General features: G+C 70.1%; 17 protein-coding genes. 6 read left to right on the top strand and 11 right to left on the bottom strand.

What is annotated here, in order from left to right:
* Positions 1-58: 58 nt before the first annotated feature.
* Entirely contained in the window at positions 59-1030 is a 972-nt protein-coding gene (uppS, locus tag R6U01_RS08055) for a polyprenyl diphosphate synthase (protein WP_410285945.1), read from the top strand.
* On the opposite strand, the gene R6U01_RS08050 is transcribed toward uppS, so the two are convergent.
* The 3 genes from R6U01_RS08050 to R6U01_RS08040 form a co-directional block, all read right to left on the bottom strand.
* Complete coding sequence (locus R6U01_RS08050) at positions 1027-2127, bottom strand: DUF2891 domain-containing protein (RefSeq protein WP_410285944.1); 1101 nt, start codon at positions 2125-2127, stop codon at positions 1027-1029. The two genes, uppS and R6U01_RS08050, sit on opposite strands and share 4 nt — an antisense overlap.
* Positions 2128-2209: 82 nt before the next feature.
* The gene (locus tag R6U01_RS08045) at positions 2210-2668 is read right to left on the bottom strand and encodes an NOB1 family endonuclease (RefSeq protein ID WP_410285943.1); all 459 of its coding nucleotides are present in this window, start codon (positions 2666-2668) and stop codon (positions 2210-2212) included.
* Positions 2668-2913, bottom strand: coding sequence for a PRC-barrel domain-containing protein (locus R6U01_RS08040; protein ID WP_410285942.1), 246 nt, complete (start codon positions 2911-2913; stop codon positions 2668-2670). The genes R6U01_RS08045 and R6U01_RS08040 overlap by 1 nt, the downstream gene beginning before the upstream one ends.
* Positions 2914-3258: 345 nt before the next feature.
* Here R6U01_RS08040 and infB point away from each other — a divergent pair, with 345 nt between their 5' ends.
* Positions 3259-5052 (top strand): translation initiation factor IF-2, encoded by a 1794-nt coding sequence (gene infB, locus R6U01_RS08035; RefSeq protein WP_410285941.1) that lies wholly within the window; start codon positions 3259-3261, stop codon positions 5050-5052.
* Positions 5053-5064: 12 nt separating this feature from the next.
* Here the strand turns inward: infB and R6U01_RS08030 are convergent, their stop codons facing one another.
* The 5 genes from R6U01_RS08030 to R6U01_RS08010 all read right to left on the bottom strand — a co-directional run bounded on the left by R6U01_RS08030 (position 5065) and on the right by R6U01_RS08010 (position 7784).
* Positions 5065-5199, bottom strand: coding sequence for a hypothetical protein (locus tag R6U01_RS08030; RefSeq protein WP_410285940.1), 135 nt, complete (start codon positions 5197-5199; stop codon positions 5065-5067).
* A complete protein-coding gene (locus R6U01_RS08025) occupies positions 5196-5894 on the bottom strand; it encodes an SDR family oxidoreductase (RefSeq protein ID WP_410285939.1) in 699 nt (232 codons plus the stop codon). The genes R6U01_RS08030 and R6U01_RS08025 overlap by 4 nt, the downstream gene beginning before the upstream one ends.
* A 195-nt stretch (positions 5895-6089) precedes the next feature.
* Positions 6090-6329: a hypothetical protein gene (locus R6U01_RS08020; RefSeq protein WP_410285938.1), complete on the bottom strand. Its 240-nt coding sequence runs from the start codon at positions 6327-6329 to the stop codon at positions 6090-6092.
* A 186-nt stretch (positions 6330-6515) separates the two neighbouring features.
* A complete protein-coding gene (locus R6U01_RS08015) occupies positions 6516-6638 on the bottom strand; it encodes a hypothetical protein (protein WP_410285937.1) in 123 nt (40 codons plus the stop codon).
* A 387-nt stretch (positions 6639-7025) separates the two neighbouring features.
* Positions 7026-7784 carry a TOBE domain-containing protein gene (locus R6U01_RS08010; protein WP_410285936.1) on the bottom strand — a complete coding sequence of 253 codons (759 nt, stop codon included), beginning with the start codon at positions 7782-7784 and terminating at the stop codon, positions 7026-7028.
* Between the two features lie 231 nt (positions 7785-8015).
* On the opposite strand from R6U01_RS08010, the gene R6U01_RS08005 reads away from it, so the two are divergent.
* The 4 genes from R6U01_RS08005 to R6U01_RS07990 all read left to right on the top strand — a co-directional run bounded on the left by R6U01_RS08005 (position 8016) and on the right by R6U01_RS07990 (position 10958).
* A complete protein-coding gene (locus R6U01_RS08005; protein ID WP_410285935.1) occupies positions 8016-8960 on the top strand; it encodes a substrate-binding domain-containing protein in 945 nt (314 codons plus the stop codon).
* Positions 8957-9679 (top strand): ABC transporter permease, encoded by a 723-nt coding sequence (locus tag R6U01_RS08000; protein ID WP_410285934.1) that lies wholly within the window; start codon positions 8957-8959, stop codon positions 9677-9679. The genes R6U01_RS08005 and R6U01_RS08000 overlap by 4 nt, the downstream gene beginning before the upstream one ends.
* Positions 9679-10443: an amino acid ABC transporter ATP-binding protein gene (locus tag R6U01_RS07995; protein WP_410285933.1), complete on the top strand. Its 765-nt coding sequence runs from the start codon at positions 9679-9681 to the stop codon at positions 10441-10443. Before R6U01_RS08000 ends, R6U01_RS07995 begins: the two co-directional genes overlap by 1 nt.
* 80 nt (positions 10444-10523) lie before the next feature.
* Positions 10524-10958 carry a hypothetical protein gene (locus R6U01_RS07990; protein WP_410285932.1) on the top strand — a complete coding sequence of 145 codons (435 nt, stop codon included), beginning with the start codon at positions 10524-10526 and terminating at the stop codon, positions 10956-10958.
* A gap of 9 nt (positions 10959-10967) precedes the next feature.
* Here the strand turns inward: R6U01_RS07990 and R6U01_RS07985 are convergent, their stop codons facing one another.
* From R6U01_RS07985 to R6U01_RS07975, 3 genes are read right to left on the bottom strand one after another with little or no spacing between them, the layout of a single operon-like run.
* On the bottom strand, positions 10968-11531 hold the full coding sequence (locus R6U01_RS07985) for an HIT family protein (RefSeq protein WP_410285931.1): 564 nt from the start codon (positions 11529-11531) through the stop codon (positions 10968-10970).
* Positions 11531-12439, bottom strand: coding sequence for a type II methionyl aminopeptidase (gene map / locus R6U01_RS07980; RefSeq protein WP_410285930.1), 909 nt, complete (start codon positions 12437-12439; stop codon positions 11531-11533). The genes R6U01_RS07985 and map overlap by 1 nt, the downstream gene beginning before the upstream one ends.
* A gap of 54 nt (positions 12440-12493) precedes the next feature.
* A complete protein-coding gene (locus R6U01_RS07975) occupies positions 12494-14668 on the bottom strand; it encodes a histidine kinase N-terminal 7TM domain-containing protein (protein WP_410285929.1) in 2175 nt (724 codons plus the stop codon).
* Positions 14669-14689 lie beyond the last annotated feature (21 nt).

The raw sequence follows: 14689 nt of genomic DNA, 5'->3' as shown, positions 1-14689 counted from the left end.
CGATCTGCGGGATCGGAGTATAAAAGTACATATCCCTCGAACCAGTCAGTTAGCCCATATGTTGGATCGTCTCCGCGGTCTCGGCGAGCGCGCCTACCGCCGCCACCTCCGCCGCGAGATCGAGGACGTGCCGACCCACGTCGCGATCATCCAAGACGGGAACCGGCGGTACGCCCGCGAGCGCGGCGCCGACGCTCCCGACGGCCACCGCGCCGGCGCCGACACCACGGAGCGGGTGCTCGACTGGTGCGCGGACCTCGGCGTCGCCGAGCTGACGCTGTACGCCTTCTCTACCGAGAACTTCGAACGTCCCGACGAGGAGCTTGCGCCGCTGTTCGACCTGCTGGAGCGTAAGCTCCTGGAGTTCGCCGACGCCGACCGCGTCCACGAGCAGGGAGTGCGGGTCCGCGCGATCGGCGACATCGAGCGCCTCCCGCCCCGCGTCCGCGACGCCGTCAAGTACGCCGAGCGCCGCACCGCCGACAACGACCGCTTCACGCTGAACGTCGCGCTCGCGTACGGCGGCCGGACGGAGCTGCTCGACGCCGCTCGGACGATCGCCGCCGACGTCGACGCCGGAAACCTCGATCCGGCCGATGTCGACGTCGAGACCGTCGAGGACCGGCTGTACGACCGACCGGTCCGCGACGTCGACCTCATCGTGCGGACCGGCGGCGACGAACGCACCTCGAACTTCCTGCCGTGGCACGCGAACGGCAACGAGGCCGCCGTCTACTTCTGTGCCCCCTACTGGCCCGAGTTCTCGAAAGTCGAGTTCCTCCGCGCGATCCGCACGTATCAGTCCCGCGAGGAGTCGTGGCAGCGCGCCCGCGCGGAGCGGGCCGCCGCGCTCGTCCGGGCGGTCGCCGAGGTCGAGATCGCCGAAGCGCGAACCGTCGCCCGGCGACTCCGCGATCGCGTCCCCCGGCTTGACGGCCGCGACCTCTCCGACGACGCCCTCGGGATCGGCGACCGCGACGCGACCGCTCCCGTCGACGGGGACGCCAAGGAGTCGCAGGGCGCGAACTAGCCGGTCCCCGGTGCGATCCCGCCTTCGTTCCGCGTCAGCAGGTACAGCGCGAACGAGGAGAGCCAGTGCGAGCCCGCGTAGTCGTCGGTGAGCACGTCCGCGGCCCCCGCCTTAGCGTGGCGCCCTGCCGCGGCGTCGAGCGGGTCCCGAAGCCGGGCCGCCGCCGGTCCGTCCCGGTCCGCCAGCGCGTCGGCCAGCCCCGCGAGACACCACGCGCGGGAGACGTTGAGCCCGATCAGGTGCATCGCGGCGCCGTCGCCCTCCTCGGGTTCGACGGAGACGGGACTCACCAGCGCGTCGTGCGGCGGCGCCGAGAGGTCGGGGAGGAACCCGTCGAGCCACGCCGCGAACGCGTCCGGATCGAGGACGCGTCGGAGCAGGTCGGCCTCGGTCAGCGCGGGCGAGACGAAGTCCCAGCCGACGGGTTCCGCGCCGACGACGGCGACGGTGTCGTCCGCGTAGAGCCGGTGCGTCGCGGCCTCGGTCTCGCGCTCCAGCTCGGCGTCCCCGACGACCCGCGCGTAATCGAGGACCCCGGCGAGCGCGAACGCGGTGTTGCCGTGGGTGCCGACCCGGTGCGGGCGGTCGACCTCGAGGAACGACGCCAGGACGCCTCGACGGACCCGTTCTTCGAGGGGGCGGAGCGTCTCGCGCCACCGGTCGGCGCGCGGGTCCTCCCACAGGCGGAGCTCCGCGGCGAGGCGCAGCAGCCACGACCAGCCGTACGGCTCCTCGAAGCCGGGGTTCTCGTCGATGTAGTCGACCTCGCTGGCGACGTTCGCGGGGGTCAGCCGCTCGTCGACGCCGCCCGCGATCGCCGCCTCGTCCGGGTGATCCGGGACGAGTCGCAGCGCCCGCACGAGCGCCCAGTGACTGTGGACCGCCGAGTGCCAGTCGAAACAGCCGTAAAAGACCGGGTGGTTCTCCGACGGGCGCGGCGGCGCGCCCGGCTCTGCCACCGCCCCCCGGTAGTGCGGGTACTCGGTCTCGACCCCGTCGAGCGGGTGCGCGGCGAGCGCCGTCGCCACCGCGTCGTCTATCGCGTCCGTCCGTCCGGCGCGGAGCGCGTCAGGCGAAACGTTCTGGAAGGCGTCCATGTCGGGAGGTCGGCGGGGCGCCTGTTCAATCGGTCGGTGACGTGCGAGAACGTGTCACCCGGGACCGGTCAGACGACGTCGGTCACGCCGGGTTCTTCCGCGTCAGGTCGCTGCCGCAGATCGGACACCGCTCTCGGTTCTCGTCGAACGTCCGGTTACAGCCGACGCACTGGAAGCGCCACTCGCGCTCCTCCGAGATGCCGTCCCTGGCGATGGGCTCGACGTCCAGATCGAGCCGCTCGGCGACGTTCTGCATCGCGTAGTCGTCGGTGACGAGCGTCGCGCTCAGCTCGAGCGCGGTCGCGATGAGTCGCGTGTCGGTGTCGGAGAGCTCCGCGTCGTCGCCCGATCCCCGGGCGGCGCGCCGGACGTTGTCGATGGCCTCCGGGGCCGGGACGTGGATCGTCATCCCGGACCCCTCCATCGCGTCGAAGCGGAGCGCCCCCTCGCCGGTGAGCTCCTCGTGCACTTCGGGCACCGAGACGACGTCGTCGTCGGTGGTGTACTCGTGGATAAACGCCGAGGTGTCGAGGACTTCCATCAGCGGGCGACGACGATGTAGTCTTTCACCGCCTGCACGTTCCCGACCGGCACTTTCAGTCGGCCCATGTCGTCGACGTCGAAGCCGGACCGCTCGGTGCTGAACTGTTCGTGCGGACTGACGAGCAGGTCGTTCAGCTCGCCGGACTTTATGTCCATCGTGATGTTGTACAGGTCGCCGAGCTCGGTCCCGTCCGTGCTCATCACCGCCTTCCCGGAGAGGTTCTCCGCGAGGATGTCTACCATGTCCTCATCGTCCGTGGCAACGGTCTTAAACGCCACGGGGGCGTCTGTCGCTCGTCGGACGCCCCCGAACTGGTTCGACGGGTCCGGGACCACCCGGCCGATCCGGAGGGAGCCGCCCGCTTGGGCCGGAGGGCGAGGGGCACCGCCGCTTGGACCGAATAGCGAGGGAGCTGCCGCTTGGACCGAATAGCGAGGGGCACCGCCGCTTGGACCGAATTGCGAGGGGCGCCGCTCGCCCGGGCCGACGGGCGCCAATCGGGGCCGGAACGGCCGGCCGCATTTTGAAAGGCTTAACTGACGCCCGGGCGGAACACAGGGTAACCGACCTTCTCGGGGCGATCACCTATGACCGACCACACAAACGCGGACAGCCTTCGGACGCCGATCGTCGCCGTGCTGGGTCACGTCGACCACGGCAAGACGAGCCTGCTCGACAAGATCCGCGGCTCCGCCGTCAGCGAGGGCGAGGCCGGCGCGATCACCCAGCACATCGGGGCGACGGACATCCCGCTCGAAACCATCTCCGGGATGGCGGGCGAGCTCATCGACCCGACCGACTTCGACCTCCCCGGCCTCCTGTTCATCGACACGCCGGGACACCACTCCTTCTCGACGCTACGCGCCCGCGGCGGCGCCCTCGCCGACATCGCGGTCCTCGTCGTCGACGTCAACGACGGGTTCCAGCCGCAGACCGAGGAGGCGATCGACATCCTCAGACGCACCGGGACGCCGTTCGTCGTCGCCGCCAACAAGGTAGACACGACGCCGGGCTGGAACCCGCAGGAGGGCAAACCGATCCAGAAGAGCCTGGAGGCGCAGTCGAAGCGCGCCGAGTCCATGCTCAACGAGAACCTCTACGAGATCATCGGGCAGCTCTCCGAGGCCGGCTTCTCGGCGGACCTGTACTGGCGCGTGCAGGACTTCCAGAAGAACATCGGCGTCGTCCCGCTGTCGGCGATGACCGGCGAGGGCGTCCCCGACCTGCTCACCGTGCTGATGGGACTCTCCCAGCGGTTCATGAAAGAGGAGATGGCTATCGACGTGCAGGGCCCCGGCGAGGGGACGGTCCTAGAAGTGAAAGACGAGCGCGGCTTCGGCGCCACCATCGACACGGTCGTGTACGACGGCGTGGTGCGCAACGGCGACAGGATCGTCGTCGGCGGGCAGGACGAACCGATCGTCACGGAGATCCGGGCGCTGCTGCAGCCGCGGCCCCTCGAGGAGATACGCACCGAGAAGAAGTTCGAGAAGGTGGCGGAGGTCGGCGCCGCGGCCGGGGTGAAGATCGCCGCGCCCGACCTCGACCGGGCGATGGCCGGCGCGCCGGTCCGGGTCGTCCGCGACCGCCCCGAGGCCGAGGTCATCGAGGAGGTGAAAGCCGAGCTCGCGGAGATCGAGGTCGAGACCGCCGAGGACGGCGTCGTCGTCAAGGCGGACACGCTCGGCTCGCTGGAGGCGATGGCGAACGCGCTCCGGGAGGCGGAGGTGCCCATCCTGCGCGCCGAGGTCGGCGACATCGCGCCGCGCGACATCGCCGTGGCCGAGACCGCGAATCAGGAGGAGCACAAGGCGATCCTGGGCTTCAACGTCGACCTGCTGAAAAACGCGGAGGCGGAGCTCGAGAGCGCCGACGTGAAGCTGTTCACGAACGACGTCATCTACCAGCTGATCGAGGACTACGAGACGTACGTCGAGGAGAAACAGCGCGCGCAACAGGAGACGGTGCTGGACAAGGTCGTCCGCCCCGCGCGCTTCCGAATCCTCCCCGACCACACGTTCCGGCAGAACGACCCCGCCGTCGTCGGCGTCGAGATCATCTCGGGTACGCTCCAGAACAACCGCAACGTCGGGATGTTCGAGGGGAACGAGTTCGACCGCGTCGGCCAGCTCTCCGGGATTCAAAAGCAGGGCGACGACGTCGACGAGGCGCGCGCCGGCGAGCGCGTGAGCATCGCCATCGACGGTCCCACCGTCGGGCGGGGCATCGAGGAGGGCGACACGCTCTGGACCGAACTGCCCGAGAAACACGCGAAGATCCTCGAACAGGAACTGAAAGAGGAGATCACCGCCGACGAGCGCGAGGCGCTCGCGGCGTACCTGGACACCAAGCGGAAGCGCGACCCCTTCTGGGGGAAGTGAGTCGGTCCGTCGTCAGAAGGTCCCGCCACAGCTCGGACACTCGGGACCGCTGTCGCCGTCGGCCGGCTCGACCGCGATCCGGCAGTGCTCGCACCACCGGCGTCCGCCGCCCTCGCCGCCGAGCACGTCGTGTGTCACGCCGCTCACCGCGGCAGCGTCCAGTTCACGTCGACGCCGCGGTCGGGGAACGGCGGCGTGGAGACGACCTCGAACGTCCGGTTCGCCGCGCCCTCTGTCGTCGGCGCCGCGGTCATGAGCCACGCCACGTCCGCCCGCGAGACGGTCCCCCACAGCTTCTCTCCCGGCTCGGCCGTCGTGACGAGCCCCGTCCGCCGGCCGTTCGTCAGGATCCCCGGCCGGAGGATCGTGTGCCGGATCGGCGCGTCGCGGATCGCGGCCTCCGCCTCCCCCTTGGCCTCCTGTAGCGGACCGATGAACGCGTCGAAGGCCGACGCGAGCGGGCTCGCCGGCTCGGGGCCGACGCCGATCGCCGACTCCATCACGAACGCGTCGACGCCGGCGTCGACCGCCGCCTCCAGCAGCGCCCGGTTCCCCGCCCCGTCGACGAACGGCGGTCCGGTCCGGACGGCGGAGCGTGTGCTTCCCACGGCGCTTAGCACCGCGTCCACGCCGCCGACGGCGGCCGCCAGGTCCGTCGGATCGAGAAGGTCGTCCACCGCGACCTCGGTCGCGCCGGCCGCACGGAGGTCGGCGGTGGCCCCCGCCGACCGAGTGAGCGCGCGAACGGTGTCCACTCGGGATCCGGCTCGTCGCAGCACTTCGCGACCCGTCCCGCCGGTGGCGCCCGCGACGAGGACCGCGTCGACGTCGTGCGTGGTCATGTCAATACCTCGGCGCGGAAGATAAAGAGCGTCGGGGGTCGAGCCGACCCCGGCCGACGCCGTTCGCGTCGCCGTCGACGACGCGGATCGGTCGCTGGCCGCGTGAGGAACCGGAAAAATACCGCCGTCTTCCGCGAGTCACCTCGAGTCTCGTCTCGACCGGGGGTGGTGACGTGTCCGGTGACGGCGTCCGACTTACTCTTCGATCGACGCCAGCGTCTGCTTGATCTCCTCCAGTTTGAAGTACGACGCGAGGCTGAGTATCGTGACGGGCCAGAGGCCGACGAACTGGCCGCGTTGCTTGTCCCCGCGCACGTAGTAGAAGTACAGTGCGAGGGCGACTGAGCCGACCGATGCCAGTACTGCGGGGCTAAGACCGTCAGCACCGATTTCTTCCGCGGTTTCGCTAACCGTCTCGTTGGTTGATTCGCTCACGCTTCAATTACTACCCATACGTGTAAATCACTTCCTGTCACTTCAGTCGGATCAGAGCTCTGCGGATCGACTCGTCATCGCCGCGGACGTCGAATCCGTGAGACGGACTCGACGGTACGGGTCGTCTCTCCCGCGCTGACCGCCCTCCCCACAGCCTCGACCGCTCTCCCCGCAGCCTCGGCCGCTCTACCCGGAACGCGACCCCTCAGTCCTGCGGATCGCGAGGAAGATGAGCAGCGAGAGCAATATCATGATGACGGCGAACAGCAGTTCGTTCCCGTCGTCGCGTTCTTCGCGTGTCGAAGGCATGATAGCCCATTTAGAGCCGCCGTGTACATACCACTTCGTCCGTCGACTCGTCGCACAACTGCCGTGACCGTCCGGCGTCTCGACGGATCGAACGCGGTGCGCGCCGGCGACGCAGCGCGTGGCAAACGATTACACGGTTTCGGCCCCTAGGGATCGTATGGAAGACATCGACCCGGACTTACTGATGATCGCTTTCGGCGTCGTGATCACTCTGATCGCCGTGCTGGAGCTTTACCCCGCTTGGAAGCGATCCCGAGAGGAATGAGCGCGAGGCGATCCGGCGCGTATGGCGGCCGGTAGACACCGCGCTGCTCGGCGAGCGGTCGGCACCGCGTCGCTCGCCGGCCGGTCGGCGTCAGCCGTTCCGATCGACTGTCCGTGCCGGCGTTAGCCCTCTGGGGTCTCGGAGTACCCGGCGCCCGCCGTGTGCGCCACGAGTCGGGTCGCCGTCGCTTTCCAGCGAATCGACACGTCGTCACCCGCCGTGAGCGCCAATCGAGACGCGCTCTCGGCGGTGACCAACACGCGGAACGCCGCGTCGTCGACCGCGACGCGGACCGTCGAGACCGTCTCGCCGGACTCGATCCCGACGACCGTCCCGCGGAGCCGGTTCCGCGCGCTCGTCGAGTCGGGATCGACGTCGACGTCTCGCCCGTAGATCGTCACGGCGTCCGCCCCGATCCGGACTTGGACCGGGTCGCCGACGGCTGCACCGTCGTGGAGCCCTCGGACCGCGCCGACCGCGGTATCGACGTCCGCCAGCTCGCCGTCGACGCTCTCGACCGTCCCGTCCAGTACCGTCTCGGGCACGCTCGCGGTCGCGGCGAGCACGGCCTGAAGCCGGTCGTAGCGGTCGAGGAGCTCGCGACCGGCGTCCGCGAGCCGGCTGCCGCCGCCCCCTGAGCCGCCGCGCTGTCGCTCAACCAACTGGCCGAACGCCTCCTCTAAGATACCGATCCGCGAGAGGGCGCGGGCCCGGGAGCGACCCAACTCGGCGGCGGCGCCCGCGACCGAACCCGCCTCGTGGACCGCCCGCAGGAGCGCGGCGTCGCGCCCGTCGAACTCGACGTCGCCTTCGATGAGCGCCGCCCGACCCCGGCCCGCTCCGGTCTCGGCATCGGCGTCGCGATCCGCGCGCTCGTCCATGTCGGAAGGGTCGGGCGGGGGCGTGTTGGCCCTTTCCCTCCGCGCGACTCGACGGCGGCGTAACCGGTCGTGGGTCCTTCGGTCAATCCCGGATCGACCGCATACCGACGGCATCAGACGCCAGGGTGTGGATCCACATCCGTGCGAGCGATTCCTCGCGAGGCGTCGCGTAACCGGTCGCGGTTATGGGCGTGCAGAAGCTATATCTGCCGCCGGTCCGTCGGTGTTTCCATGTCGATACATCGGCGTCGGTTCGTCGCCGCGGTCGGCGCGGGGGCGGTCGCGAGCACCGCCGGCTGCGGCGGTGTCGGCGGCACCGAAGGGGGGTCGAGCGACGGCGACGGAGGGGCCGGCGTGGCCGGCGAGACCCTGACGCTCACGACGACCACGAGCACGTACGACACGGGGCTGCTCGACGCGATCCACCCCGACTTCGAGGCGATGTACGACGTCTCCGTCGACGCGGTCGCGCAGGGGACGGGCGCGGCCCTGGAGTCGGCACGGAACGGCGACACCGACGTGGTGATCGTCCACGCTCGGGGGCTCGAAGACGAGTTCATGCGCGACGGGTACGGCGTGAACCGTCGGGACATCATGTTCAACGACTTCGTCGTCGTCGGGCCCGAGAGCGACCCGGCGGGGATCGAGGGAGTGGGGTCGGCGACGGAGGCGCTCACCGCCGTCGCCGACGGGGAGGCGCCGTTCGTCTCTCGCGGGGACAACTCCGGCACCCACGCGAAGGAGCTGAACCTCTGGGAGGCCGCGGACGCCGAGCCCGGCGGCGACTGGTATCAGGAGACCGGAACGGGGATGGGCGAGGCGCTGAACATCGCGAACCAGCAGGGCGCGTACGCGCTCTCGGACCGCGGCACGTTCGTCTCCCAGCGCTCGGAGGTCGACCTCGCGATCCTCGTCCAGGGGCCCATCGAGGACGGCCCGGAGATCCTCGCGAACCCCTACGGGGTCGTGGCGGTTAACCCCGGCATCCACGACGACGTCAACTACGACCTCGCGATGGCGTACATCGGGTGGATCACGAGTCCCGCGGCCCAGGACGCGATCGCCGACTATCAGACGAACGGCGAGCAGCTGTTCTACCCGGAGGCGGTCTCGGCGGACCCCGACTTCCAGCAGTACGTCCCCGAAGGGTGGAGCGGAAACTCCACCGCCGAGTGAGCGTGCCGCTCGACCCAGTCGTCCCGCTGCTCGCGGGGCTCCTCGATCTGCCGTTCAGGGAGGGATACGTCCGGAGCATCGTCTTCGTCTCCCTGTACGTGAGCGTCCTCGCGGTGACGCTGAGCACCCTCGTCAGCATCCCGGTCGCCGTCGCGATAGGATTCACCGAGTTCCCCGGCAAGCGGCTCCTGAAGTCGGTGATAAACACGGGGATGGGGTTCCCCAGCGTCGTCGTCGGTCTGCTCGTCCTGTTCGCCGTCTCCAATCGGGGCCCGCTCGGCGCGCTGAACCTCGTCTTCACCAAGGAGGCGATGGTCATGTCGCAGTTCGTGCTCGCCACGCCGCCGATCACCGCGATCAGCCTCGCGGCCGTCGCCGGGGTGGACGACGGGGTCCGCGACGCCGCCCGCGCGCTCGGCGGCACGCGCCTCGACGTGGCGCTCGTCGTCCTCAAGGAGGCGCGGTACGGCATCGCGACCGCGGTCCTGGCCGGGTTCGGCCGCGCGATAAGCGAGGTGGGCTCCGTGCTCATCGTCGGCGGCAACATCACGGGCTCGGACGGGATCTCGAAGACGCGGACGCTGACGACCGCTATCCAGCTCGAGGCCCGACAGGGGCAGTACGAGACCGCGATGGTCCTCGGCGCCGTCCTGGTCGCGCTCGTGTTGACGGTCAACGCCGTCGTGATCCGACTCGGCGACCAGGGGGTGCGACGCTGATGCTCCGGCTCAGGGGCGTCTCGCACTCGTACGGGGGCGAGACGGTGTTCCGCGACCTCTCGCTCGACGTCGACGCCGGCGAGATCGTCGCGGTCATCGGTCCCTCCGGCGTCGGCAAGTCGACGCTGCTCCGGACGCTCGCGCTCTCGTTCGAGCCCGACGAGGGGGCCGTCGCGCTCGACGGCACGGACGCGTGGACCGCCGAGGAGGCGGCTCGACTGTCTCTGCGGCGTCGGATCGGGATGGTGTTTCAGGAGGCGAGCCTCTTCGACGCGTCCGTCGCGCGCAACGTCGAGTACGGGCTCCGGATCCGCCGGTCGTGGGCGACCAGGCTTCGGGCCGGACTCCGGTCGCTCGCCGGCCTCCACGAGCCCGCCGACGCCGTCCGCGACGCGCTCGGTGTGGTCGGACTCTCGGACGCGGCGACCCAGCCGGCGGCGTCGCTCTCCGGCGGCGAGGCCCAGCGGGTGTCGTTCGCCCGCGCGCTGGCGTACGACCCCGACGTGCTCCTCCTGGACGAGCCCACCTCCGACTTGGATCCGCGGAACACCGCCGTCATCGAGGCGGCGATGACGCAGGCCCGAGACCGGGGGATCGGCGTCGTCGTGGCGACCCACGACATGCATCAGGCGGAGCGCGTCGCCGACCGGGTCGCGGTGCTGCTCGACGACGGCATCACCGAGATCGGTCCGACAGAGGCCATCTTCGACGAGCCGGCGGACGAGCGCACCCGGAAGTTCATCTCCGGGGAGCTGGTGTACTGATCCGGCTCCCGGTAGCGCCGATCGACGGCCGTCCGGAATCGTGAGAGTGGTTTTTTCACCTGACGCCACAGACGGGTCACATGAACCGCCGCCGCCTCCTCCAGCGGCTCGGGGCCGGAGGGACGCTCTTCACCGCCGGGTGCGCGTCGGTTGGAGAGAAGCCCCGACCGTTCGATTTCGCCGTTGTCAACCGTCGAGAGCGGTCGTACCACGTCGAGTTTACCCTCTGGAACGACGCCGACGAGACCGTCGTCGACGGCGCGGTTGACATCGCCCCGAGACCGCCGGCGGACGAGGAGTACACACGCGTGAGCCTGGACGACATCGCCCGCGTGACCAACGGGGATTCGATCGAGGCCCGCGTCCGGACCGCGGGAGAGACGTTCGAAGAGACCTACGATGTGACGTGCAACCGCAGCGGAAACGCCGAGAACACGCTCGTTTTCTCTATCCGGCACCCCGACGCACCCGCCGCCGACGGGTCTGGAATGGAATTCCGCGGAAGCGAGTGTTGACGCCGCCGCTCACTGTTCGGTCCCGGCGTCGAACGACAGCCGCACCGCCTCGCCGGCGTCGGCGTCGCCCGGGTCGACCACGTCGTCGCCGGCGGCGAAGCCGGCGTGGAGGTGCCCGTAGGTGCGGTCGATCGCCTCCACGATCACCTTCGTCTCGCCGGTGACGGGCATGAAGTTCGTGTCGCCGTCCCACCGCGGCACGACGTGGGTGTGGAGGTGGTCGACCGAGCCGCCGGCGGCGGTCCCGCCGAGGTTCTGGCCCGTGTTGACCCCGTCGGGATCGACGTCGTGGCGCAGTGCCGCCAGCGTCGCCGTCTTCAGACGCGCGTGGTCGAGCAGCGTCGCGTCGTCGAGGTCGGTGGGGTCCTCGTGGTGCTCGCGCGGGATCACCATCGCGTGGCCCGGGTTGTACGGGGCGTTGTTCAGCAGGACGTAGTTGCGCTCGCTTTCGGCGACGACTCGGGCCTCACGGGCGTCCTCGCGCTCCGGCAGGACGCAGAAGGGACACCCGTCGATCGGGTCCGACTCGCGCGCGACCCACTCGATCCGCCACGGGGCGTAGATCCGGTCCATCAGTCGTCGAAGCCGTGGATCCCCGCCGTCGTCACCTCGACGCCGTCGTCCGTGATCAGAAGGGTGTGCTCCGCCTGACTGACGAGCGCGTCGTCGGCCTCCTTCAGCACGGGGTACCCCTTGATCGCGTTCGCCTGCTTGAGCCGGCGGAGCGCCATCTCGACGCGGTCGCCCTCCAGCCACCGCGCGGCGAACGGGAGGTCGTCGAACGCGTCGATCTCCTCCAGCGCCTGCCGCGCCCGGCGGTCGCGCACGCTCCCCGACCCCTGCCGCTCGAAGATCTCCTCCTCGGTGCCCTCGCCGACCTTCCCGCGGCCGTCGGTGGCGAACGGTTCGATGGCGACCACCTGTCCCGGCTCCAGCTCGACGGAGCGGTCGACGCCCCGGTTCGGTATCGTGGGTCCGGTGTGCGCGTCGTAGCGCTCGACGCCGTGCCCGGAGAGGTTGAGGACTGGAGTGTAGCCGTACCCGCGGATCACGTCCTCGATCGCTCCCCCGACGACGCCGACCTCGACGCCCGGTCCGGCCTCGTCGACCGCCGCCTCCAGCGCCATCTCGGCGGCCTCGACGAGCTCGGGGGTGCCCGTGTGATCGACGGTCACCGCGGCGTCGGCGATGTACCCGTCGACGTGGACGCCGACGTCGAGACACACCATCTCCTCGCCGAACTCGGTGTCGTCGTCGCGGCTCGGGGTGGCGTGCGACGCCTCCGGGTCGACGCTGATGTTGACGGGGAACGCGAGCCCGGCCCCCTGCTCGCGGATGAAGTCCTCCGTCCACTCCGCGACCTCCAGGTGCGTCCGGCCCGGTTCGACCATCTGGCGGGCCTCGTTCGTCGCCTCTACCAACACCGCACCGGCCTCCCGGTAGCTCTCGACCGCGTCGTCGTCTAGGGATCCGTGGCTCATGCTCGCGGATTCGGTCAGCGACCGCAAAGAGGTTGCGGAGGCGGCGCGACGGTCTCACTCGCGGCGGTCCGTCGCGGTCCGGCGTTCCGCCTCGACCGATGCGCCCGCGTCGTCTGACTCGCTCGCGTTTCCGGCCCGTGCAACTCCCTTCCCCGCGTCGGACCCGTCGTCCGCGTCGGCGGCCGGCAACCACATCGCGACCACCGTGCCCCTCTGTTCCCGCGTGTCGATGTCCACCTCGCCGCCCGACTCCGTGACGATCCAGTGGACGAGCCAGAGCCCGAGGCCGCTCGCGTGTTCCAGCGCCGTCTCGCGCGCCTCGGTGAAGACGGTTCGCTCGACTGGCGGGATCCCCGGTCCGTCGTCGGCGACCTCGATACGATACCCGTCGTCGTCGGCCGTGACCGTCACCTCGACGACGGGGCGCTCGCGGTCGTTGTGGACGACGGCGTTCTCCAGCACGTTCCGGACGGCGGACTCAAGCAGTTCGTCGGCGGACACGACGGCGAGGGCGGGCGTCGAGACCGTCACGGTCGCGTGCGGGAACGACGAGTCGAGCGACGCGCAGAGGCGCTCGACCAGCTCCGAGAGGTCTATCGTCGCCTGATCCGCGTCGCTGTGGAGCGCGACGTCGATCTCGCGCGCCTGGTCGCTGAGGTGCGTCAACGTCCCTACCTTCCGGTCGATGGTGTCCAGGTACTCGTCGCCCGTCTCGTCGACGTGGTCGCGAAGCAGGCCGGCGTACCCGCCGATGACGTTCGTGTCGTTCTTGAGGTCGTGTCTGAGCACGCGGTTGAGCACCTGGAGCCGCTGCTCGTATCGGCGACTCTCCGTCACGTCGGTCGCGGTGATCACGACCTCCTCGGCGCCGTCGAACAGGCGCTCGACGGTCGTCTCGAACCGCCGCCAGTTCCCGTCGACGTGCGCGATCCGGTGGTCGACCGACTGCGTCTCGTCCGTCTCGAACGCCAGTTCGAACGCGCGCTGCGAGTCCAGCCGGTCGTCGGGATGGACTAGGTCCACGACCGGCCGCCCCTCTATCCCGGCGGGAGCGTGACCCAGCAGCCGCTCTATCGACGGACTCACGTAGCGGACTAGCCCGTCGGCGCCGCAGACGGCGATGACGTTCGGCGACTTCTCGATGAGGGACCGGTACCGACGCTCAAGGGTCTCCTGCTCCGTGACGTCTCGAAACAGGAGGACGGTGCCGTCGCCGATATCGTCCTGCGCCGTCGTCACTCGGTCGGCGCCGACGATCGCGTAGACGCTCACGATCAGAAAGCGGTGGCTCCCACCGTCCTCGTGGGTCATCCGAAACTCCGCCTCGGACGGGCCGTCGCCCGTCACCGCCTCGACGACGCTCGGGGCGCACGCGAACGCCTCGGAGACGTCGCGCCCGACCGCGACGGCCGGGAACAGCCGCCTCGCCGGCTCGTTGACGTCGACGATCCGGCCGGTCGAGTCCGCGACGACGACGCCGTCGGCGATGTTCGTGAAGACGGCGTCGCGGGCGACCGGCGAGAGGTCGAAGAGCCGGTGCCTGAACACGACCCAGCCGATCACGCCCGACGTGGCGGCGAACGTCACCGGCGTGAAGTCGACGAACCGCGGCCCGACCGCGCCCCAGACACCGACGACCCCGGCGATCGTCGGCGCGGCGCCGGCGACGAGCAGCAGCGCCGCCTGCCGCCGGAACACGCCGTCGCGGGCGAGCGCCGCGTGACCGAGGACGGCGAACGTCACGAGGTTCACGGCGTACGAGTAGGCCACGAACGCGAGAAGCGCCGGCGTCGGGACGTACTCCATGACCAGGAAGCCGCCGGCGGCGGCGAGGGACGGCGCGCGATACAACAGCGGGTCGGGGCCGTACAGGAGGGTCCCGCAGATAACGGTCGTCGGCACGAGACAGAGAAGCGCGAACCGACGCGGACGGAACCACGCCGTCCATCCGACGTACGCGAGGACGAACGCGGGCCAGGCGACCGCGAGGACGCCGACCCCGATCCAGACGAACCGGTTCCACAGGAGGGTCGCGTCGAGTCCGGTCGCCGACAGCTGTGCCGCGTACGCCAGCGACCAGATCCCGCTCCCGAGCGCGACCCCGACGAACCCCCGGAGGAGGGGACCGCCCGCTCGTCTCCGATTCGTCGCGACGTACGCGGCGAAGAAGAACGAGGCGAGCGCCGCCACGAGCAACGGGGCCGTGTACGGCGTCGGTTGCCACACCATCGATATCGGTAGCATGACAGT

The sequence above is a fragment of the Halorubrum sp. genome (genome assembly GCF_046498025.1).
Classification (GTDB): domain Archaea; phylum Halobacteriota; class Halobacteria; order Halobacteriales; family Haloferacaceae; genus Halorubrum.
The sequence above is the reverse complement of the archived record's forward strand: the minus strand, read 5'-3'. Positions and strand labels throughout refer to the sequence as shown.

What these genes read in the sequence shown, in the direction of transcription:
- R6U01_RS07995 (WP_410285933.1), top strand. Translation starts at nt 9,679, where the DNA reads ATGCTCCGGCTCAGGGGCGTCTCGCACTCGTACGGGGGCGAGACGGTG.
- map (WP_410285930.1), bottom strand. Translation starts at nt 12,439, where the DNA reads ATGAGCCACGGATCCCTAGACGACGACGCGGTCGAGAGCTACCGGGAG.
- R6U01_RS08010 (WP_410285936.1), bottom strand. Translation starts at nt 7,784, where the DNA reads ATGGACGAGCGCGCGGATCGCGACGCCGATGCCGAGACCGGAGCGGGC.
- infB (WP_410285941.1), top strand. Translation starts at nt 3,259, where the DNA reads ATGACCGACCACACAAACGCGGACAGCCTTCGGACGCCGATCGTCGCC.
- R6U01_RS08025 (WP_410285939.1), bottom strand. Translation starts at nt 5,894, where the DNA reads ATGACCACGCACGACGTCGACGCGGTCCTCGTCGCGGGCGCCACCGGC.
- R6U01_RS08005 (WP_410285935.1), top strand. Translation starts at nt 8,016, where the DNA reads ATGTCGATACATCGGCGTCGGTTCGTCGCCGCGGTCGGCGCGGGGGCG.
- R6U01_RS08050 (WP_410285944.1), bottom strand. Translation starts at nt 2,127, where the DNA reads ATGGACGCCTTCCAGAACGTTTCGCCTGACGCGCTCCGCGCCGGACGG.
- R6U01_RS08015 (WP_410285937.1), bottom strand. Translation starts at nt 6,638, where the DNA reads ATGCCTTCGACACGCGAAGAACGCGACGACGGGAACGAACTGCTGTTC.
- R6U01_RS07990 (WP_410285932.1), top strand. Translation starts at nt 10,524, where the DNA reads ATGAACCGCCGCCGCCTCCTCCAGCGGCTCGGGGCCGGAGGGACGCTC.
- uppS (WP_410285945.1), top strand. Translation starts at nt 59, where the DNA reads ATGTTGGATCGTCTCCGCGGTCTCGGCGAGCGCGCCTACCGCCGCCAC.
- R6U01_RS07985 (WP_410285931.1), bottom strand. Translation starts at nt 11,531, where the DNA reads ATGGACCGGATCTACGCCCCGTGGCGGATCGAGTGGGTCGCGCGCGAG.
- R6U01_RS08040 (WP_410285942.1), bottom strand. Translation starts at nt 2,913, where the DNA reads ATGGTAGACATCCTCGCGGAGAACCTCTCCGGGAAGGCGGTGATGAGC.
- R6U01_RS08045 (WP_410285943.1), bottom strand. Translation starts at nt 2,668, where the DNA reads ATGGAAGTCCTCGACACCTCGGCGTTTATCCACGAGTACACCACCGAC.
- R6U01_RS07975 (WP_410285929.1), bottom strand. Translation starts at nt 14,668, where the DNA reads ATGGTGTGGCAACCGACGCCGTACACGGCCCCGTTGCTCGTGGCGGCG.